General features: G+C 22.6%; 20 protein-coding genes and 3 tRNA genes. 3 read left to right on the plus strand and 20 right to left on the minus strand.

Annotated features, from left to right (window positions below; genetic code table 4):
* Window positions 1–57 precede the first annotated feature (57 nt).
* Together HLA92_RS01250 and HLA92_RS01255 are read left to right on the plus strand one after the other, a co-directional pair.
* Window positions 58–279, plus strand: a complete 222-nt coding sequence (locus tag HLA92_RS01250) for a phosphopantetheine-binding protein (protein ID WP_171112741.1) — start codon at window positions 58–60, stop codon at window positions 277–279.
* Between the two features lie 33 nt (window positions 280–312).
* Window positions 313–387, plus strand: a tRNA-Trp gene (locus tag HLA92_RS01255).
* Window positions 388–475: 88 nt separating this feature from the next.
* On the opposite strand, the gene HLA92_RS01260 is transcribed toward HLA92_RS01255, so the two are convergent.
* The gene (locus tag HLA92_RS01260; protein WP_171112743.1) at window positions 476–2230 is read right to left on the minus strand and encodes a hypothetical protein; all 1755 of its coding nucleotides are present in this window, start codon (window positions 2228–2230) and stop codon (window positions 476–478) included.
* A gap of 250 nt (window positions 2231–2480) precedes the next feature.
* A tRNA-Thr gene (locus HLA92_RS01265) sits at window positions 2481–2555 on the minus strand.
* A 64-nt stretch (window positions 2556–2619) separates the two neighbouring features.
* On the opposite strand from HLA92_RS01265, the gene HLA92_RS01270 reads away from it, so the two are divergent.
* Entirely contained in the window at window positions 2620–3330 is a 711-nt protein-coding gene (locus tag HLA92_RS01270) for a pseudouridine synthase (RefSeq protein WP_171112745.1), read from the plus strand.
* Between the two features lie 43 nt (window positions 3331–3373).
* Here the strand turns inward: HLA92_RS01270 and lon are convergent, their stop codons facing one another.
* The 18 genes from lon to HLA92_RS01360 form a co-directional block, all read right to left on the minus strand.
* Window positions 3374–5836: an endopeptidase La gene (gene lon / locus HLA92_RS01275; RefSeq protein WP_171112747.1), complete on the minus strand. Its 2463-nt coding sequence runs from the start codon at window positions 5834–5836 to the stop codon at window positions 3374–3376.
* A gap of 91 nt (window positions 5837–5927) precedes the next feature.
* A complete protein-coding gene (upp, locus tag HLA92_RS01280) occupies window positions 5928–6551 on the minus strand; it encodes a uracil phosphoribosyltransferase (protein ID WP_171112749.1) in 624 nt (207 codons plus the stop codon).
* A 2-nt stretch (window positions 6552–6553) separates the two neighbouring features.
* Entirely contained in the window at window positions 6554–7204 is a 651-nt protein-coding gene (gene deoC / locus HLA92_RS01285) for a deoxyribose-phosphate aldolase (protein WP_171112752.1), read from the minus strand.
* Between the two features lie 11 nt (window positions 7205–7215).
* Entirely contained in the window at window positions 7216–8511 is a 1296-nt protein-coding gene (locus tag HLA92_RS01290; protein ID WP_171112755.1) for a thymidine phosphorylase, read from the minus strand.
* Window positions 8511–9263 (minus strand): purine-nucleoside phosphorylase, encoded by a 753-nt coding sequence (gene deoD, locus HLA92_RS01295; protein ID WP_336508845.1) that lies wholly within the window; start codon window positions 9261–9263, stop codon window positions 8511–8513. The genes HLA92_RS01290 and deoD overlap by 1 nt, the downstream gene beginning before the upstream one ends.
* Before the next feature lie 92 nt (window positions 9264–9355).
* Window positions 9356–9431: transfer RNA gene (locus HLA92_RS01300), tRNA-His, on the minus strand.
* A 30-nt stretch (window positions 9432–9461) separates the two neighbouring features.
* Window positions 9462–10187: a 16S rRNA (cytidine(1402)-2'-O)-methyltransferase gene (rsmI, locus tag HLA92_RS01305; RefSeq protein WP_171112757.1), complete on the minus strand. Its 726-nt coding sequence runs from the start codon at window positions 10185–10187 to the stop codon at window positions 9462–9464.
* Window positions 10180–11058, minus strand: coding sequence for a hypothetical protein (locus HLA92_RS01310; protein WP_171112759.1), 879 nt, complete (start codon window positions 11056–11058; stop codon window positions 10180–10182). The genes rsmI and HLA92_RS01310 overlap by 8 nt, the downstream gene beginning before the upstream one ends.
* Window positions 11059–11694: a dTMP kinase gene (gene tmk / locus HLA92_RS01315; protein ID WP_171112761.1), complete on the minus strand. Its 636-nt coding sequence runs from the start codon at window positions 11692–11694 to the stop codon at window positions 11059–11061.
* Window positions 11695–11702: 8 nt separating this feature from the next.
* Entirely contained in the window at window positions 11703–12287 is a 585-nt protein-coding gene (locus tag HLA92_RS01320; RefSeq protein ID WP_171112764.1) for a toprim domain-containing protein, read from the minus strand.
* On the minus strand, window positions 12287–12580 hold the full coding sequence (locus tag HLA92_RS01325; protein ID WP_171112766.1) for a YbaB/EbfC family nucleoid-associated protein: 294 nt from the start codon (window positions 12578–12580) through the stop codon (window positions 12287–12289). The genes HLA92_RS01320 and HLA92_RS01325 overlap by 1 nt, the downstream gene beginning before the upstream one ends.
* An 8-nt stretch (window positions 12581–12588) precedes the next feature.
* Window positions 12589–14802 carry a DNA polymerase III subunit gamma/tau gene (gene dnaX / locus HLA92_RS01330; RefSeq protein ID WP_171112768.1) on the minus strand — a complete coding sequence of 738 codons (2214 nt, stop codon included), beginning with the start codon at window positions 14800–14802 and terminating at the stop codon, window positions 12589–12591.
* Between the two features lie 80 nt (window positions 14803–14882).
* Complete coding sequence (gene gap / locus HLA92_RS01335; RefSeq protein ID WP_171112770.1) at window positions 14883–15890, minus strand: type I glyceraldehyde-3-phosphate dehydrogenase; 1008 nt, start codon at window positions 15888–15890, stop codon at window positions 14883–14885.
* A gap of 55 nt (window positions 15891–15945) precedes the next feature.
* Window positions 15946–16833, minus strand: coding sequence for a hypothetical protein (locus HLA92_RS01340; RefSeq protein ID WP_171112773.1), 888 nt, complete (start codon window positions 16831–16833; stop codon window positions 15946–15948).
* A gap of 12 nt (window positions 16834–16845) precedes the next feature.
* The gene (locus HLA92_RS01345; RefSeq protein WP_171112774.1) at window positions 16846–17697 is read right to left on the minus strand and encodes a DnaD domain protein; all 852 of its coding nucleotides are present in this window, start codon (window positions 17695–17697) and stop codon (window positions 16846–16848) included.
* Between the two features lie 64 nt (window positions 17698–17761).
* Window positions 17762–18307, minus strand: coding sequence for a dephospho-CoA kinase (gene coaE / locus HLA92_RS01350; protein ID WP_171112776.1), 546 nt, complete (start codon window positions 18305–18307; stop codon window positions 17762–17764).
* A complete protein-coding gene (locus HLA92_RS01355) occupies window positions 18307–19185 on the minus strand; it encodes a 5'-3' exonuclease (RefSeq protein WP_171112778.1) in 879 nt (292 codons plus the stop codon). Before HLA92_RS01355 ends, coaE begins: the two co-directional genes overlap by 1 nt.
* 161 nt (window positions 19186–19346) lie before the next feature.
* Window positions 19347–22703 carry an AAA domain-containing protein gene (locus HLA92_RS01360; protein ID WP_171112780.1) on the minus strand — a complete coding sequence of 1119 codons (3357 nt, stop codon included), beginning with the start codon at window positions 22701–22703 and terminating at the stop codon, window positions 19347–19349.
* Window positions 22704–22719: the final 16 nt, after the last annotated feature.

Here is a 22719-nt window from a genome sequence, read left to right on the forward strand (position 1 = left end):
ATGTATTAAAATAAATGAAAACATCATCTTTTATGTTTATTTTTGTATAATAATATCATGCAAAATAACATAGAACAAATAGTGTTTCAAACACTACAAAATTATACTAAAACTAAAATAACTTTAAATTCTGAAATAAAAGATTTAAAAATTGATTCACTTGATTTAGCACAAATTATTATTGATTTAGAAACTACTTTTAAAATAACTGTTCCTGATCAAGAATTATTAACTATATCAAAAGTAAGTGATATTATTGAAATTATAAAAAAATATTAATTTTGTTATATAATAATATAGCAAATATTGCTTAGGGGTATAGTTCAATGGTAGAACAACAGGCTTCAACCCTGTGTGTTGTGAGTTCGAGTCTTGCTACCCCTGCCATTATTGATATTTTTAGCAAGCTGCTTTGCAGCTTTTTTTTATTAAAATTTAAGTAATTAAAAATTCGGTAATGATACCGAATTATTAATTATTTTTCTTCTTCGTCTTTTTTATTTCTCTTTTTATTGATAAAGAAATATATCATTGCAGGAATAATTATAACTGGGATTACAAGTAGAAATAATAATCAAAATGAGTTATTATAACTAATTTCATCTTGTTCTACAACGTTTTTTAGCATAGCTACATTATCTGCTAATGAATCACTAAATTGAATATTTTCAAGTGCATTAATAGCACTACCGCTTTTTAAATTAGCTGTTTTTTCAATTAATTCTTGAAGTTCTTTTGTTAGTGCTACATTAGGTAATGAATTAGCTAAAGAAGATTGTAGTTTCTTAATTTTATCTTGACCATTGTCACCAAAATTATCGTTTGCAACAAATTTATTTGAAAATGCAAAAGTATTTAATCATTGTGTTTCTAAGTCAAAATATGAATTTTTAATTTCTTGTAGTTTTGCGTCATTTGCATCGTGTTCTGTTTTATAATAGTCATTTAATTTTGCATAAATTGTTTTTTTTATTTTTTGGTTACTTGTTTTATTTACTCTATTATAAAATGATTTAACTGGTTCATATTTTAAAGTTATTTTACTTAATTTATCATATGCATTATCTAAATCTTCTTTTGATAAAGATTCAACATCTAATGTTTTCATATTGTTAACATTATCAAAAATTCATTTATCAATATCATTATTTTTATCTAAATTTTCAAATTCTTTTAATTTATAGGTAATTCATATTTTTTCCATTTCTGAATTTCAGTTTTGAATTTGGAAAGTTTTTGGATTATCGTAATCACTATTAGAATCTAAAACTTCATGATTTGCTATTATAGTGTTTATTTTATTTAAGTCTTCTTGATATTTAGAATCTTGTTGATCTACTTTATTAAAAGCAATTTGAATTTTATCAATTAATTCTTTATATTTATTTTCTTCTATTGTTAAATCTTTAAATTCATCAATTGATAATTTCTTTTCTGTTTCTTGGAAAATTCCACCATCTGTTTCAGAAACGACATTATATTTTTGTCTAATTACATAATCATTAAATACTGTTGATCCTAAATCATTACCTGTTAATAATGAAATTTGATTTCTAAATTTTCAAGTTGCATATTTATCAGTTTTTTCAATTTCATTATCTTCTGTTTTTTCTGTTATTTTTAAGTTTTGGTTATTTAAATTTAGATTGTAATTTTTAGTGAAATTAGTTAAAATACTATCTTTAAACATAACTTCTTTTTTATTTGCATAATCAATTGAAGCATTAACTTTAAGTGTTTCTTTTTTAAAAATAGTATCTAAATAACCTCTTAACTTACTATTAATTTCTCGAATTAAAGTTTCTTTATAAGTATTTCAGAATGAAGTATAAGGTGCTGGTTCAAACATTGAAATTGTTTCTATTGATTTTTGTTTTAATTGTTCAATTATTTCTTTTTTATCAGAAGCTAATGCGAATTCATCCTCAGGATTATTACTTGTTAATTCATTTGTTACTATTTCTAGTATTTTATCAAATAAAGCTGTATAGTAAGCTTTTGCATGTTCAACAGTATCATCAAAAGTAAAGCTTCCTTGATTTTGTCCTTTAAATGGATTTGTAGCTGTTGTTTGAGTTACTGAATTATTATCTGCATAACTTGTAATAGAATCATTGAAAGTATTAGATGATTTATTTACATTTTTATTTAATACAATAATAGATGAAAGAATAGAAATTGATGATAATGCAAATAAACTTGTAAGTAATATTTTTTTATTTTTTTTCATTAATTTACCTCTATTTAATTTTAATGGATATAGATATATTTACAATATATATATATATATAGAAAATTATATATTAAAATAAAAAATAATGCAATTTTTATAAAATTTTGAAGTTAATTTATTGAAATTCACATTTTATTTAACATCATTTTAGTTTAATTAAAAATAAATTCTTGATTTTAGAAACAAAATTTTTAAGGTTTTTAAAAAAATAAAAAACCACATAAAAATGTGGTGGTCATTTTTGATATGGTGCCGTCAACTGGAATTGAACCAGCGACCCCTTCCTTACCATGGAAGTGCTCTGCCCCTGAGCTATGACGGCAGTTATTTAATATTATACTTTATTTTTCAATTTAATATTAAAAACTGTATAATTTAAAAATATTATGAACAGTACAACAGAAAAATTACAAAAGTTTGTTTCTTCTTCTGGCTTAATGAGTAGAAGAAAAGCAGAAGAAGAAATACAAAAAGGTTATTTTAAAATTAATAATAAAATTGCAACATTAGGTGATAGAGTTTCAAAGACTGATAAGATTTATTATAAAAATAAAATTATTGCCAATAATCATCAACTGCTTTATATTGTTTTAAATAAACCTAAGTATGTTGTATCAACATTAAATGATCCACAAGGTAGAAAAACTATTAAGGATTTTTTAAAAACTTCACAATACGTATATCCCATTGGTCGTTTAGACTTTGATACTACAGGTGTTTTATTAATTACAAATGATGGTGAATTAACAAATAAATTACTTCATCCTAAAAATCAAATACCAAGAAAATATATTGTAACTTTAGAAAATAATTTAACAAATAATCAATTAGATTGACTAAATTCTAGTAATGTATTTATAGATGGTCAAAGATCATTACAAAAAGTAATTTATTTAAAAGAAAAAAACTATGAGGTTACTTTATTTGAAGGAAGATACCATCATGTTAAAAATTTATTTAAAGAAGTTGATAATAAGGTAATTAAATTACACCGAAAGGCTTTTGCTTTTATTGATGATTCTAATTTACGTAGTGGTCAATCAAGATTATTAAATGAGCAAGAAATTGAAAATTTAAAAAAAATACCAAGTGTATAACTTAGTATTTATAGTATGAATATTAAGTATAAAGCTTAATATTTTATTTTTTAAATAAATGATTATAAATTTGCATATATTCAGAAACTGGTATAAATTTAATTTGTTTTTTAACTTCATCAGGAACATCCACTAATTTTTTTTCATTATTTTTAGGAATGAAAATAGTTTTTATTCCAAATTTTGAAGCTGCAAGTGATTTTTCTTTTAATCCCCCAATGGCAAGAACTTTACCTCTTAAAGTTATTTCGCCTGTCATTGCTACTGTTGGAGAAACAGATTTTTTAGAAAGTGCACTTATTATTGCAGTCGTAAATGTAACTCCGGCACTAGGTCCATCTTTTGGTACAGCACCTTCTGGAACGTGAATATGAATAGTATTATTTTCAAAATCAAAATCAATGTCAAATTCTTTTGCATGTGATCTTACATAATTTAGTGCAATTTGAGCTGATTCTTGCATTACTTCTTTTAGTGAACCTGTTAGTTTTAAACCTTCTTTTCCTGCAAAAGTGCTTACTTCAATTGCAAGTGTAGAACCACCATAACTAGTTCAAGCTAAACCATTAACAGAACCTATTTGATCTTCTTTTTCATTTTCACTATCTTCAAATTTGACTGGTCCTAAAAATTTAGTTACTTCATCATAAGTTATTTTAAATTCGTTTTCAATTTCTTTACTTAATAGTTTTACAACAATTTTTCTAGCAATTTTATCTAAAATTCTACTTAATTCACGTACTCCTGATTCGCGAGTATAGTATTTAATAATGTAATTTAAAATTTCATCACTTACTTTAAATTGTTTTTTAGTTAAAGAATTAAATTTTAAAACTTTAGGGATTAAGTGTTTTTTAGTAATTTGTAATTTTTCAATTGAAGTATATGAACTTAATTCAATCATTTCCACTCTATCTACAAGTGCTTCAGGAATATTTTCAAAGTAGTTTGCAGTTGCTATAAATAACACTTTTGATAAGTCATATTCAATTTCTAAATAATGATCTTGGAAATTAACATTTTGTTCTGGATCTAAAACTTCTAATAAAGCAGAAGTAGGATCTCCACGGTAATCTGCTGACATTTTATCAATTTCGTCTAATAAAATTACTGGATTTGAAACACCTGCTTTTTTTATTGCATTAATGATTTTTCCAGGCATTGCCCCTACATAAGTACGACGGTGTCCTCTAATTTCACTTTCATCTTTTACACCACCTAGTGAAACTTTTATATAAGGTCTTTCTAATGCTTTTGCAATTGAACGTACTAATGTTGTTTTTCCTACCCCTGGTGGACCAATTAAAGTTAAAATAGGCATTGGTTGAATAGATTCATTAACTAAACTACCTTCTTTATTGACAAATAAAGTTTTATCGATAAAGAATTTATCTGTATTTGGTAATTTAATTAAATCGTTTTTATGTGATTTTTGTAATTTATTATGAGTTAAAACAGCAATAAATTCTAAAATTCTTTCTTTTGGATCTTTTAGTCCATAATGATGTTCATCAAGTATTTTTTTTGCATTAATCAAATTTAAATTTTCTACAGCAACTTTTCTTCAAGGTAGGATTTGTAATAAATCTACATAGTTTTTAGAAATATTTGCTTCTGGACTTGCAGGCATCATATTTTTAGTTTTTGATTTTTCTTTTTCAATTGCTTTTATAACCACTTCTGGGAATTGTTGTTTTAATTCTTTATTAGAAACAAATTCCTCGTAGTTTGTTTCTGAACTATCGTCACCTAGTGATTTTTGAATAATTCTTAATCTTTCACGCAATAAAAACTCTTTTTGTTGTTCTTCTAATTCACCTCTTAAAGTACTATCAATTTCATTATCAATTATTTGTAATTTAAATTGATTTAAAATAAGTTGAATAAGTATTTCAGCTTTTACTACATAATCATTTTGTGAAAATATTTTATATTTTTCTTCTGCATTAAATTTTTGAACTTTAATTTCACTTTTTAAAATTGATTTTGCAGTTTCTTCATCAATATTTTTGATTGAATTTGTAAGTTGCTTAATTAAATCATTTTGTAGTTCATCACTTTTTTTAGAAGATAGGTTATTAAAAAAATCAGTGATTTTATTTAACAGTTCTTTAAATACATTTAAATCTGAAACATATTCTTCAACTTCTTCAACTTCTATAGAACCATCTTCAATTGTATCTTCATTATTATCTGAAATATTTAATGGTACTATTTGTTTTAGTAAAACCTTTTTTAACCCTTTAAAAACAACAAGTTTATTATTAGTATTAGCTTTATTTAGTGATTTTACTTCTACTATTTCAGCAATAACTCCATATTCATAAAAATTATCTAATGTTTTTGGAGTTAGTGATGGTTTTTTTAATGTTGCTATTACAATTTTTTCATTATTTTTAATAGCATAGTCTAATATTTTTAAACTATCTACTTTTCCAATGGTAGTTTCTAATGAATCATCAACCATTAAAACTTTATCTTTGATGCCAATTATAGGATATTTCATCTATTCCTTCCCTTCATTATAAAACATTATAGCAAATTTTTAGCACTCTAACTAAAAAAGTGCTAAAAATTAAAAAAGAGACTAAACCTTCTTATTTTGTTCCAAATAATCTATCACCAGCATCTCCTAAACCTGGTACTATATAATTATTTTCATTTAAATAATCGTCTTTAGTAGCTAAATAAATATCAACATCTGGAAAAGCTTGTTGAATTTTATTAAGACCTTTATCAACACCTACTAAACACACTAGTTTAATATTTTTAAATCCTTCTTTTTTAAGTTTATTTATTGCATCATATGCACTTACACCAGTTGCTAACATAGGATCAACTACAAGAACATATGAATCTTTTGATACATTTGGGATTTTATAAAAATAATCGATTGCTTGAAAAGTTTTTTCATCTCGATAAATACCAATATGTCCAACTCTAGCCTGTGGTACTAAATCTAAAATTCCTTGTACCATTCCTAATCCAGCTCTTAAGATAGGAATAATTACTATTTCTTTATCTAAAAAGTATCCTGTAGTTTTTATTCCAATTGGAGTTTCGATTGTTTTTTCTTGAGGTTTGTAATCTCGTAAAACTTCAAAAACCATTAATGATGCTATTTCATTTAAATTTTTTCTAAATATATCGTGAGAAGTATTTTTATTTCTCATTGTTGTTAATTTAGTTTTTATTAATGGATGATTAAATATTTGCACCATATTTAGTTTCTCTTTTCTTCAAAAATTTTCACTGATTTACTCATACCAAATCGATTAGCTCCAAGTTCAGCCATTTTTTGCATATCTTCATATGATTGAATTCCACCTGCTGCTTTAATTAAAAGTTTGTCTTTAGCTATTTTTTTCATTATTTTAATATCATCAAAATTAGCTCCACGATAACTAAAACCAGTTGAAGTTTTTATAAAATCAGCACCAGATTGTAAAACTATTTCAGTAGCTTTTTCTATTTCTCAATTAGTTAATAATGCAGTTTCAATAATAACTTTTAAAACATTATTACCACAAGTTTCCTTAATTGCTTTTATTTCATTTAGAACATAATCATATTGAGCATCTTTAAAACGTCCGATATTAATAACCATATCAATTTCTTTAGCACCATGACTTAGTGCTAATTTGGTTTCGAAAACTTTTGCTTGTACACTCATTGCACCTAATGGAAAACCAACTACAGTACAAATTAATGTATTGGTATTTTGTAATTTTTCATATGCATATTTAATTCAACTAGGATTGATGCAAATACTTCAAAAATTGTATTTTTTTGCTTCATCTATTAATTTATCGATATCTTTTTGTGTTGCTTCAGGTTTTAATAAAGTATGATCAACCATTCTGTTATATTCCATTTTATCTCCTATTATTGAATTTTTTTAAGTATAATTGGACATTCAATTTGAATATCATTTATTTTTCAAAAATCATTTAAATCATTAATTATATTTTCATCAATTGGATTTGATGAATATAAAGTAAATAAAATATCTCCAATTTTGACTTGTTCATTAGTTAATTTATTTAAATAAATTCCGGCTTCGTTATCAATTTTATCTTCTTTTGTTTGTCTTCCTGCACCTAATTTCATTGCAGCAATTCCAAATTCAAGTGAACTTAAAATTTCTAAATAACCTGATTTATGAGCAATAATTTCTTTTTTATATTTAGGTGCAAATCAACTTTGTGAAAATATTTCTTCTACATTTCCACCTTGTGCTTGAATTCAATCTTTGAATTTTAAAAAAGCATTTCCACTATTAATTGCTTGATCTATTAATTTTTTAGCTTCAAATAAAGTTTTTGCTTTATTTGTTTCTAATAATAAAGTCGAAGCAGAAGAATAAATTAATTCTTGAAATTGTTTAGGACCATTTCCTTTTAAAGTTTCAATAGCTTCTAAAATTTCATTTTTATTTCCTATTGCTCGACCTAATGGTTGTTGCATATTGGTAATTTCTACTAAAACTTTTCGCCCAAGATTTTTACCAATGTTAACCATTTGATTTGCTAATTTAGTAGCTTCTTCAATATTTTTCATAAAAGCACCTGAACCGCATTTAACATCTAATAAAATAACATTAGAACCTGTTGCGAGTTTTTTTGACATTATACTTGATGCAATTAAAGGAACCGATTGAACTGTAGCAGTAACATCTCTTAATGCATAAATTAATTTATCTGCTGGAACTAATTGTTCATCTTGACCCATTAATACTAAATTATGTTTTTTAACAATATCTATACATTCTTGTTCAGTTAAAGAAATTTTAAAACCTTTAATAGTTTCTAATTTGTCAATTGTTCCACCTGTATGACCTAAACCACGTCCTGACATTTTTATAATTGTTAAACCTAAAGAAGCAAGTAAAGGCGCTAAAACTATACTAACTTTATCACCAACACCTCCAGTTGAATGTTTATCAACTACTATAGTGTTTAGGAAGTCTCAGTTTAAAACTTTACCACTATTCATCATTGCTTCTGTTAAATGCGCAATTTCTTGATCAGACATTGATTTTAATCTAATTGCCATTAATAAACTTGACATTTGATAATCAGGAATATTCTTATTTACATAATTAGTTATAATAAAATTTATTTCTTGTTTAGTTAATTCATGACCTTTAGCTTTTTTATCAATTAAATCAATTATTCTCATTATTGATAATCCTTAGCAATTGATAAAGCTAATTCCATCATTTTATTAAATGATTTTTCTCTTTCATCACTTGTTGTATATTCTTTTGTTACTAAATTATCTGAAATGGTTAAAATACATGCTGCTTTTTTGTTTAATTTTTCGGCAATTGTAAATAATCCATAACTTTCCATTTCCACACAAGCTGCATTATTACTTCTTGCTTTTCTTGCTTGTGCATTTTCATTTGTATAAAAAGCATCTTCTGAATGAATGTGTAATGTTTTAAGATCAATATTTAATTTTTTTGCACTATTTTCAATTTGTAAATTTATTTTGGCATTTGGATATGCTAGATGTTCTTGAGGCAGATTAAAAGCTTTTCTAAAACTTACATTTTCTCCATAACAACTTGAAGCTAATACTAAGTCATAAAGTTTTAAATTTTCTTCATATGATCCAGCTGAACCAACTCTAACAATTGCTTCTACACCATAAAAGTTATATAGTTCATAAGCATAAATTCCAATTGAAGGAATTCCCATTCCTGAAGCACAAATACTTACTTTATTTCCTTGATAATCTCCTGTATACATAAAGATGTTTCTTACATTTGAAACTAATTTTACATTTTTTAAATAATTTTCTGCAATATATTTTGCTCTTAGTGGATCTCCAGGCATAAGAACATATTTTGCTATTTCATTATCTTTTGCATTTATATGTGGTGTCATTTTATTCCTCCAGTTTTTAATATGTTTTAATTTTACCATATTCATATATTGTTTTTAATAAATTAAAAACACTCAAAAAAATTCAATAAAAAAAATCACAACTAGTGATTTAAAAAATGAAATAAAAAAAATGGGGCGGAGGACGGGGATCGAACCCGCGCATGCTGGAGCCACAACCCAGAGCGTTAACCACTTCGCCACCTCCGCCAAGTAGTTATTAAATTATAACATATTTTTTTAAATATTATTATTTACTTTTGAAAATTTTTCGTATTTATTAATTTTTAGATGTTTTGTTTTTTTAAGATTAAAAACAATAACAAATTCACCTTTTATGTTGTTATTTAATTGCTTTATTATTTCTTGTGCTGTTCCTGTATAAAAGGTTTCAAATTTTTTAGTCATTTCTTTTATTAAAAAAATTTTATAATCTGTCTCATTAAAAACTTCATCAAAATCAGTTAGTGATTTAAGTAATTTATGTGGAGAAATATAAGCTACATAAACACCATAATCAAGTTTTTTTAGTTGATTTTTTCTTTGTTCACTTTTATCTTTTAAAAATCCTAAAAAAGTAAATTGACTAGCAAAATTAGCTTTTATTATTGCATGAATAAGTGCAGTAGGTCCACTTATAATATCAAAATCTATCTCATTTTCATAACATTTTTTGATTAAATAAAATCCAGGATCACTAATTACAGGCATACCTGCATCAGAAATTAATGCAATTGTTTTATTTTCATTTTTAATCAAATCAATAACTTTATTAGACATAGTTTCTTCATTAAAATTATGATATGATATAAGAGGTTTTTTTATATTATAAAAATCTAGTAATATTTTTGAATTTCTTGTATCTTCACATAAAATAAGATCAACATTTTGTAATGTTTCAATTGCTCTAAAAGTAATATCTTTTAAATTTCCTATTGGTGTACCTATAATATATAACTTAGTCATATAAATTCCTTAATTGTAAAATAAAAGCTGATTTTTGGATCGTAAAATTGTAATTATTGTTATTAATTATGGTTTTATATTCATTAATTAAATTTAAAATATTTATTATATTTTTAGGAGATTTAGTAGTTATTAATTTATCGATTTGATTTTCATTAACATTGTTTTGTAAATAATAAATATTTAAAAAAACATAGTTTAAAAATTGTAAAATTAAAAAACTATTTTCAACATTCATTTGTGTTATTAAGATATTTATAAATGATGTTGATTGATTAATAGATTTTAAAATATCTTTTAAAATATTTTCCGTTTCTAATGAATATAAATTATTAAAAATCTCAATATCATTTGTAATAGTTTGATAAAAATGAATTAAAGGAGTATTTAATTTAGATAAATAATTATCAAATTCGTGTGTAGTTTCTTGATCAAAATTAATAATTATGCTTCTTGAAAGAATTGTTTTTAAAACTTTGTATTTATTATTTGTGGTTATTAAAACAAAAATATTATTTGCTAAAGTTTCTAAATATTTTAATAATGCATTAATTGCTTGATTGGAACCATTTTCAATATTTTTTATAATTAAAATATTTTTTACATTTTTATTCATTGTAAAAAATGTATCGTTAATAGAAGATATTAGATTATCCTTATTTAAGGAATCATTATCGCCTAAAATTTGAATATTAACTTGTTTATTTAGTTGTTTAAAATCAGTAAATTGAGAATTTTGTAATTTATTTATATAATATAAAATATATTTATCAATTTTAAAATTCGGATGTGATGAAAAAATAATTGATTGAAATGGTTTATTTTTTTGAAAAGAATTATTTATTAATTCATAAAAATAATTATTATGCATTTATAAAACTCGCTTTTTAAAAACATTTAAAACGTCATTTAAAACATTTTCAATAGATTGTGATGCATCAATAATCACAAATCTATCAGGTTCATAATCAATTAATTTTTTATAACCTTCATACAATTTTTTATAATATTCTAAATCAATTGTTTCCATTCGATCTAATACAAGACGATTTTCTGTTATTCGTTTTAAAGATATTTCTGGTTTTAAATCAAAAAAGATAATTAAATCAGGTATTGTGTAATTTGTGGCTACCATATTAATTTCTCTTACTTGCTCAATTCCTACACCACCTAAAAAACCTTGATAAATTAAAGAAGAGTGGTAATATCTATCACTAATGACAATTTTATTATTTTCTAATGCAGGTCAAATTGCTTTTTCGAGATTAATTCTTCTACTTGCAGCAAATAAAAGAGCTTCTACAGCGGGACTTAAATTATTATCATTATCTAAAATAAAATTTCTTATTTTTTCAGCTTCAGTACTTTTAGAACTTCCAGGTTCACGAGTAAAAATAAAATTATTAATGATATTTTCTTCAATAAATTTTTCTTTTAATTTACTTATTATAGTAGTTTTTCCACTACCATCCATACCTTCAAACGTTATAAACTTTGCTCTTTGCATATTTTCTCCTAAATTTCGATTTTATTTTTTAGTGATTGAACTAAGGTAATAGGATCCATAAAATCAACGCTAGCCCCGACAGGTATTCCAGTACTTAATTGATATATTTTTTTAGTTTTATCATTAACAAGTGATTTTAAATATTGCATTGTCATTTGTCCTTCAAGATTACTTGGTAATGCTAATATAATTTCATTTACATTTTCTATTGATAATAAAAACAATTCAATATTTTTTTGATCAATAAATATTTTTTTAACAGGATTTATTAATCTTTCAATTACAAAATATTTACCATTAAAAAAATCAAGATCTTCAAATTTTTGAATATCTTCTGCTTTTAATACAACTAATAACTTATTTGCATTGTTTCTTTTTTCACAAATATGACAAATTTCTGATTTATCAAAATTATTACAAATTTTGCATTTTTTATGCATTTGTTTAAAAATTTGTAAAACATTAGTTAAATTATTTACATATGTTTGATCAGAAAATAAAATAAAATAAATGATTTTTTCAGCTTGTTTGGTCGTTATTCCTGGTATGTCTTTTAAAAGTTTTAGCAACTGGTTATGTAATTCATCATTCATTAAAATGGTAAATTTCCTTGTGGTAATGATTTTGTTATTTCATCATAAGCATTATCAATAGTTTCCATTGCATCATTAAATGCAACAATAATTAAATCTTCTAATGTTTCAGGATCATCTGGATCAATTAATGCATTATTTATTTTAATTGATTTTAATTTTCTTGAACCTAAAACAGTTAGTGTAATTCCCATTTTTTCAACTACAAATTCTTTTTTAGCTATTTCTTTTTCTTTTATTTCCATTTCATTTTGCATTTTTTTTGCTTGTTTTAACATTTCTTGTATATTCATATTGACTCCTATTTTTTTATTTTTAACATATCGCCAAATATTTCTTGTGATTTTTTGAGATTATTTTGTTTATTATCATTAATTTTTTTATTTATATTACAACTTACAGGGGTTATTTTTCTCTGTGAAATTTCATTTCGATTTTCTCTTCAATACTGACTAGCTTTTTCTAATTTATTTCTATTAACTACAAAAATACAAATTTCTTTTGAAAATACCGATTTAATATATTCATAAAATTCAAATTCTTCTAAATATTGTAAATAAGTATTAATTATACTTTGATAATCTGCTAGAAAAATAATGAATTTTTCAGATGATAAGACTAATTTTATATTTGAAAATAGTTTTTTATAATTATCATAAGCAGGATTATTATCAGTGTCTAGACTTTTTAAAATATTACTTTTATATATAACTGATCAATTTGTATTATTTACTTCATGTTTTTCTTTTTGACTTATTAACATCATATTAATAATGTCATCAATTTCAATTTCTTTTGGTTCTTGAATTGATTCTAAGAAATGAGATTTTTCATCATAATCATTTTGTTCATCAAAAATATCAGACACAGTAATTACATCATCAGATTCTTCTTGATTTAAAATACTATCTTGAACTATTTCCTGTTCACTAGTTAAATCATTTTGTATAGTTACAAATTCTTGTGTATTATATAAAATAGAATTAATTTTTTGATTAGTTTGCTGTTCATTAATTATAGTATCATTTGCCAAATCATCAATGGGTAAAAATTTATTAATATTTTTTGCATAGGAATTTGAAGAATTTATTTGTTTTATTTGATTATGTTCAACTTGTTGATCAACAACTGGAATATTTAAATTATTAATATTGTTTAGATTTTCTTCAACTAGTGGAATTGAATTTATATGTTCATTTTTAAGTTGTGAATTTAATTCATTTAATGAAATATTTTCTTCTAATCCAGTTCAATTGTCTTCAATACTATTGTTTGTAGCTATATTTTTAATATTTTGTTTATTATCTTCAAATTCTAAAAAATCATTCAAATTATCATTTTTAGGTATTTCAGTTTGTTGTTGTGGCTGAGTTTTTGTATTATTAACGTGGTTTATAATATTTTTATTATCGTTTGCATCCTCAACAACATCTTTATGAATTTCACTATATAGTTTAATTAATGAAATTTCAAATTGTTGTTTTGGTGTATCTGAATATTTAACATCTTTTAGAAGTTTAATAAAATGTTCTAATATTAAATATGAATTTGTTATATCTAAATCTAACTTTTCAATTTCAGATGGTTGTAAATTAATTAAAAGTGTAAAATCTTTTGTTTGTTTATAAATTATTAAATCTTTTAATATATCTAAAATATGAACAATTAATAATTCAGTATCTATTCCATTATCAAAAATATTTTCATTATATTTTAATGTTTCATTTAATGATTTATAAAAAACAAAATTTAACAATTTTATTATTGTTTCATTAGAAGTTAAACCAAAAATCATTTCCACATCTTTTTTTGTAACTTTCTTAGAATCACTAAAAATGGATACTTGATCAGCCATAGTTAATGCATCACGCATTAAACCATTACTTAATTTAGATAATAATTTTATTGCATCTTCTTCAAATTCAATATTTTCCTTTTCATAAACATATTTAAGTTGTTCAATAATAAATTTATTTTCAATTTTTTTAAAATTAAATCTTTGTACCCGACTTAAAACTGTTAAAGGAATTTTTTGAGGATCGGTAGTTGCTAAAATAAAAATTACATGTAATGGTGGTTCTTCTATTGTTTTTAAAAGTGCATTTCATGCAGATTTAGATAACATATGAACTTCATCTATAATATAAATTTTATATTTAGAATTAGTAGGTAAATTTTTAATATTTTCTTTTAAGTTTCTAATATCATCTATACCAGTATTAGATGCAGCATCAATTTCAATTATATCTAAATTATTATCTACATTTTTTGAACATTGCTCACAAGCTTGAATACTATTTAAATCTCGATGTGAACAATTTAAAGTAGAAGAAAAAATTTTAGCAATAGATGTTTTACCAGTTCCTCTAGGACCACTAAATAAATAAGCATGTGAAACTTTGTTACTTAAAATAATATTTTTTAATGTTTGAACGATATGCTCTTGACCTTTTATTTCTATAAAATTTTTTGGTCGATATTGTCTGTATAAAGCTTTATAAGTATTATTAGTCAATTTTTCTCCTTAATAACTTATTGTAATTTTACCACATAAATAAAGATAAAAAAAGAGATATACATATCTCTTAGATTTTATTATTTTAAATTTAAAACATATTTTAGTACTCTAACGTATTGACTTACAAAACCTTGTTCATTATCGTATCAACCAAATACTTTATAGATTTTCTTTCCATCTACTTCAATAACATTTGTAAGTAGTGAATCAAATCATGCTCCATGTGATCCGATAATATCACTTGAAACTATAGGTTCATCAGTGAAAATCAGTGATTCAGAAGCATTTTTTTTCATTAATTCATTAATTTCTTGAACAGTTGGTGTTTTTTCAAATTCTAATGTTAAATCAACAATTGAACCAGTGACAGTAGGAACTCTTAATGCAATTCCATCCATTTTACCTGCTAGTTCAGGAATTACTAAACCAATTGCTTTTGCTGCTCCTGTTGTTGTTGGAACAATATTCATTGCAGCTGCTCTAGCTCTACGTAAATCACGGTGTGGTCCATCTTGAATATTTTGATCAGCGGTATAAGCATGAACTGTTGTCATATAACCTTTTTTAATTTTATATTCTTTATGTAAAACATTTGCAATAGGTGCTAAACAATTTGTAGTACATGAAGCAGTGCTAATAATTTTATCTTCATTTGTTAAAATATGTTCATTTACTGAATATACAATAGTTTTAATATTTTTTGAACCTTTTGCTGGTGCAGTAATAATAACTTTTTTAGCACCTGCCTCTAAATGGAAAGAAGCTCCTTCTTCTGTTGTATAACGACCAGTTGCTTCTACTACAACATCAACATCAAGTGATTTTCATGGTAAATTTTTAGGATCTTTTTCACTAAAAATAGGAATTTCTTTTCCATCTACAATAATATTATTTTCATTATATTTTATATCATGATTAAATTGTTTATGTGCTGTATCATATTTTAATAAATGCGCTAATGTTTGAGAACTAGTTAAATCATTAATTGCAACTATTTCAATATTTTTATCTTCGAAAATATCTCTAAATACTAATCTTCCGATTCTTCCAAAACCATTAATCGCTATTTTTTTTGTTTTTTTCATATTTATCCTTTCATCAGCTATCTATATAATGATTTTAATTGAAAAATTAAAAAAATTATTTTTTTAATATATCAAAATTTTCTTTAACTAATTTAATAAAAATATTTTTTAAATTTTTTATAGTATTTTTATCAAAATTATTTAAATTGTTAACTAATTGATATGATTTACTTTCTATATCAACAAAACTAAAAATATAAGTCATTTTATGGTTTTGGGTTCGATTTATTAAAACATTTAAAATATATTCTTGAAAAAATCACATTGGTTTATTTGCTAATCCTAAACCTGTATAAAATAAATAATCAACATCTTCTAAAAGTGGAAAAATAGAATCTTTTATTTTATAACCTTGATTGCTAGAAAAATTATATAAATCATTTAAATCTAAAAATGCAACAGTATGTCCTTTATCTGCTATTAAAAAAGCTAAATATTTTAATGAATAATTTACATTCACTAAGTCATCATTGACAATAAATAAGCTTTTTGTAGATTTTAATTTCAAATGATCATCTATCAATTTTTTTATGTCACCATATTGTTTAAAGGTATCAATTGTTTTTTTTAAAGCTTCTGTTTTTTTAATTTTATTATTTAAAAAATTATTAATATCTTTTTCAATGTTAGTTATATTTGAAAATCAAAATTTATCTAAAATTTGTTGTTTTTTAAATCAAGGTTGATTGCTAAAATCAATATCTAAAAATCCATAACTATTTATTATTAGTTCTCAATTTGGTTTTTTTTGATATTTATTAACATAAATAAAATATTTATGTAATAAATTCATTCCATCTTGAATTTGTTGATTAGACATATTTAATTTTTTAATAATACTTTGTATTTCTTCATTTTCAAATACTTCTTGATGAATTTTATTTAATTTGCTTTTTGAAGTATTGAGATTAATTTTTATTTCTTTTATAGATACATTGTTCATTTATTTTCCATTCTAATATAAATTACTTATATTTTGTTTAGTTTTAGAATAGTTTTTTATTTCAATTATTACATCTAATTCTTTTTTAATATCATTAGTTAACATTATATTTTTTTTAGCATAATCATTTGCTATAGTTTCTATGTAATTTATAACAATCTGATCGTTTACTTTTAATGAAAAATCAATAAATAAATTAATTTGTTCATCTAAAAATCCTAAATTAATTAAATTTTCAATCATTTTTTTTTGTAAAACTGTGACTTCTTTATTTGTTTGTTGTTTTATAAATTGTTCAGGTTTTAAAACATTTACACTATTTATATTTATATTAATATTTTGTGCTTTTTCCATTTCATTATTAATTCTTTCTAAATCTGTATTTTTATTATCTTTTAGTTCAAATAAATCAGTATATTTTTTCGAATTATTAATATATTCCTCTTTATTTAAAGTAAATAATTGTTGAGAAAAAAATATTTTTTCATATTTTTTTTCACCGATTAATTTAAATAGTTGTTTTGCTAATAACGATTGCTGAAATTGTTTTAATGCCAAAGGTTTATTTATTGAAATAATTGCATTTTTAAATAAAGGTGATTCATAACATTTAATTAAACCTACAGCTTCTAATTTATCTTTTGCATCATGTAAAATATCAATATCACAATTTAAATGTTTAGTAATTTCTTTAAATGAAAATTGAAATCTAGGATTGTCTACTAAATTAAATTCATCTAAAAAATAATGGTAAAGAGCAACAGATTCAATACCGATAATAGGTGTGTATAAAATACGAATATTTTCTAAATCTGATTCATTTATGTAATAATTTTTTTCAATATAAAAATTATTGTACAACATATACAACACCTCTAATCTAATTAGTAATTTTGAATTTTTCGTTTTTGATACTTTAATTTTAAACTTAAGAAAAATAAATTTTAAAGAATTTTTTAAAAAAGTTTCGAGATAAAACTTTATAGCAGTAAATATTTACAATTTTATCATCCAAAAAGTACTTATTTAAAGTATCAATTATAATTTTATTCTTGTTATTTACATTTCTTATCTGTAAGTTTTTTACCCTTCTTTTTTCGGGAATATCAATACAAATAACTTTGGAAAAAAAGCGTCTAAAATTACCATTTTTTTTGTATAAAATTGGTATTTCTACAAAATCATAAAAATTATTTTCTAAATGCTTTTCAATTAATGGAAAAATTAATAATTCAATTTTATTAATAAACTCCGGTTGTAAAAAAATTCTATCTACAAGTGCTTTTTTATCAACTTCTGTTTCATTAACAAAATCAGAACCTAAATGATTTTGTATTAATTTATAACCTTCATTTCCATTTTGATAGAGTTTTTTTACTAAATCATCCACAATTAAAATCTTATAACCTTGCTTTTCTAGAAAATGTAAAAATGTCGACTTACCAACTCCACTTTTTCCTATGATTGCTATCATTAATTTACCTCTAATTTTTTTAAATTTTCAGTGATTTTGAAAAGTTCTAATTCTTTTAATCTTATAAGACCATTATTTGATATTTTGACATTTAAAAATGAATATAGTACATCTATATTTTCAAAAGGAACATCATATCTTAATTGTGCTAAATATTTATCTCTTTTTAAATTATCTTGATAATCTAAAAATTTAGTTTGAATGTTTTTTTCTATTAAATTAATATTTGCATAAATATTTTCGACATTACGATATTTTTCAAGTAATTTAATTGCAGTTTTAGGTCCAATACCTTTAATCCCTTTAAAATTATCTGAACTATCTCCGACAATTGATTTATAATCAACCACTTGTCAAGGATAAAAATTATAAATTTCAAAAAAGTTATCATTATTTACTTCGATTAATTTACTATTTTTAGGTTTTAAAATTTTGACATTAATATCAATTAATTGATTTAAATCTTGATCAGCAGAATATATGATTATTTCAGTATTTTCTTTTAATTTTGAAGTTATGGAAGCAACTATATCATCAGCTTCAAATCCAATTTGTTCAAAACTTTGCAAATTTAGTTCAGGTAATAGATCTTTTATAATTAAAAATTGTGTATAAAAATCTTCTGGTGCTTTTTGTCTTTGTTGCTTATATTCTAAATATTCTTCGTGACGAAAAGTTTTACCTTTTGCATCAAAACAAAAGAAAATTTGATCTGGATGATAATCTTTTATTAATTTAAATACAGTATTAAAAAAACCTACAATCGCATTAGTTTTAATTCCAGTTTTAGTTTCTAATTTTTGTTTTGAATATAATGTTCCATAATAACTTTTAAAAACTAAATATGTTCCATCGATAATAATAACTCTTTTTTTCATATCTTTCCTTTAATGTTTTATCTATAAATAATTTTACCAATGTAGTTTATATATTAAATTATTTTAATAATTATCTATTATTCATATTAATAAATAGTTAAACCTTAATATAAATTTATTAAAAATACAAATGCAAAGTTGCACTTGATATTTTATTCATATTAATTTATATAAAAAATTTGAGTTTGTTGATTATATTCAATAAATTTATCATCAACTAATTTTTGAATAATCTTTAGTAATGTGTCTTTAGCTTTTGATGAAAATGATGTATAAAGTAAATAAGACTTTAATGTTTTCATTAAAGATTCTAAATTAATTAATTTTACACTTTTTACAATTTGTACTATTAGATTAACAAATTCAAAATAATGGATTTTATCAAGTGGTCTTTTTAGACCAAATTTAAATTGAATATCATTTTCATGAATTTGATTAGAAATTAAAAATTTATCATCTAATTTAAAATCTTCATTTATTAAATTTTTTAAAATTAAATTAAAGTATTTTTTAAAATAAGTAGAACTTGAACGAATATGTAAAGCATCATTAAGTAATTTGCTAATATCATCTAGATGAACTACTTTTAGTTCAATAATTACTTTTTTAATAACTAAATAAACATCATTAAAAGAACTATTCATATGTAAGAAATGTTTTTTTAAAAAATCTTCATTAAATTCATAATTTTCTAAAAAATCTATTTTTATTTCTTGTTTTTTTACTATTTTAAATAATTGTTGCTCACTGTTAAATAAATTATTATTGTTATCTGAAGATTTTTTTACATTAGCTGTTTTAATATCTTTTATTACATTTTGTAGTTTGTTAATTTGATTTTGTTTATTATTAAATCAATCAGTAGATCAGATTCTATGAATTTTTCAACCACGTTTTTCTAAAACTTCTTGACGTAATCTATCTCTATCTCTTGCTGTTTTTGAAGAATGATAAGATGCTCCATCACATTCTATTCCTAATAAAAAACTATTAGGATTTTTAGGATCTTCGATAGCTAAATCAATACGATAACCTGAACTTCCAACTTGAGTATGAACTTTATAACCTATTTTAGCTAATTCTTGATATACTTCTTTTTCAAAATAAGAATCAAATTGGTAATTATTATTTTTTTTATCAATTAATTTATTAATACCAAATTCAGCTATTCAAAAATAATCTTTTAAAAACTTAATACCTCTTGATTCACTACGATTTAAATCAATATCTTCGTATTTTAATGATGAAACTAAAATTGTTCCTCGTTTTGCTCTGGTAAATGCTACATTTAATCTTTTATAACCATTTTCTTGATTAATAGGACCAAATCTCATATGAATTTTACCAGTTGAATAAGGACCATAAACTGTACTTATGATAATAAATTCTTTTTCATCACCTTGAACTGTTTCAATGTTTTTAATAAAAAATGGATCTTGTTTATTTCGATCAAAAAATGAACTATATTGAGGGTATTTTTGTTTAAATTTGTCGATTTTTTTCTCAATTAACATTTCTTGTTCTTGGTTAAAAGTAACAACACCTACACTACTATTTAGACCATAAGTATCAATTATCGTTTTAATTGTTTCAACTACTTTCGAAGCTTCTATTTCATTACGACGATCAATAAAATATCCTTCAACATATATTTTATTTATTCCTTCAAATGCTTGAGGTTTAATTTTGGAAGGGAAAGTAATTAAATTATTATAAATTTCTTGATTAGAAGGATAAATTAATTCTTCAAACAATGAACGATAATGTCATTTTAATTTAATAGTTTTAAGAGCAATATTTGCCATACTTAAAATTGAATCAAAACCTTTTATAGAAATATCATCACTTACATCTTCATCATTAAATTCTTGGTCAATAGTATTAAAGAAATTTGTTGGAGGTAATTGTTCAGTATCACCAACAATAATAATTTGTTTAGCTCTAGAAATTGCTCCAATTGCAGTTTCAGGTCTAACTTGTGAAGCCTCATCGAAAATAACAGTATCAAAAATAATATCACTATCTTTTAAATATGCACTAACAGACAAAGGAGACATCATTAAACAAGGTTTTAAATTTAATAATAAATTAGGAATTTTTTCAAATAATTTCTTAAAAGGCATAATATTTCTTGATTTATTAGCTTCAGATTTAAGAATTTTAATTTCTATGTTTTGACTATTTAAACCAACTGTACTAGGAATATTTTTTAATAAATTAGATTCAATTTTTGCTTTTGCTAATTTTTTAATTTCTATTTCTATACTATTGAATATATTTCTAAATGTTTCTAGATTTGAGTCATTAAATTCTGGTAAATAAGTTTGAATAATATTATCAATAAGCATTTTATAAAAACGTTTTAAAAAGACATCATAAAATGATTTTTTCATATTTGAACTAAATAAAACATCAATAAAATTTTTTAAGCCTAAATTATATGATTTAAAAATAGAATTATTGATTCTTGTCATATTATTTAAATCTTTTTCATAAGTAATTAAATTATTAATTTTTAAATTTAATTGAGGGATAGATAAGATTTCGAAATTAATAATATTTTCATCAAAATTTGAAGAAATATACTCAAAATTACTTAAAAATAGATTTATTTTTGTTAATGTTTCTTGTATTTCATTTGGATATCTAATATCTAAATTTATTATTGGAATTAATTTATTTATATCTATAACAAAATTAGCAATGGTGTTGAATTTTACTATCGTATATGCTAAATCAATTGATTGTTTTGTATTATTTAAAATATCTAAATCAATATTTTTTAATTTATATTCCATATTATTTAAAACATAATCTAGTTCACTTTTAATATCATAATAATTAAATAATAAATAAATATTTTGTTGAATTTCAGTTTTATTTTTAATAAGAGAATATTTTTTTATTATAGATTTTACAAAAGATCATTTAGAATTAAATATTTTGATTTTTTTATCAACTGATTCTAAATAAAATTCTTTAAATTTTTTAAGATCTTCTTTTAAAATTTCTAAATTAAACACATTTTTAATTTTATCTTCAAGTTCAATTTTTGTCTTAAATTTATCAATAGTATATTGATAATCTTTAATTTCTTTATCAAAATCATTAATCTTAAAAATTTCAGAATTAATTTTTATTTTTTGTACAAGAATTTTTTGAAATATTTCTTTTAAATATTTAACATTTAATGCAAATTTTTGGTCATTGAAAGTAATTGATGTATGAACATTTAAAATATTATCATAAACATCATAAGCTAAAGAAGTAAGGGATTTTAATTTCAAAATAATGTCTTCTTTTTGACTTTGATTGATATTAATTCATTTACTTCCTCATCATGGATTTTCTTGAACTTTAAAGCTAAAATATTTACAATAATCTTCAATTTCATTAATAATAATCTTTAAATCAGATAATACTTCTGCATTAAATAGTGATAAATTAGGTAATGAAAATATTAACTCATTTTGAACAGGTATACTAAAATAAATTCCAATAAGTTTATATAAACTCATATTTAATGGTTTCCGA

Origin of the sequence: Mycoplasma miroungirhinis, from assembly GCF_013008815.1 — a bacterium.
GTDB lineage: Bacteria > Bacillota_I > Bacilli_A > Mycoplasmatales > Metamycoplasmataceae > Metamycoplasma > Metamycoplasma miroungirhinis.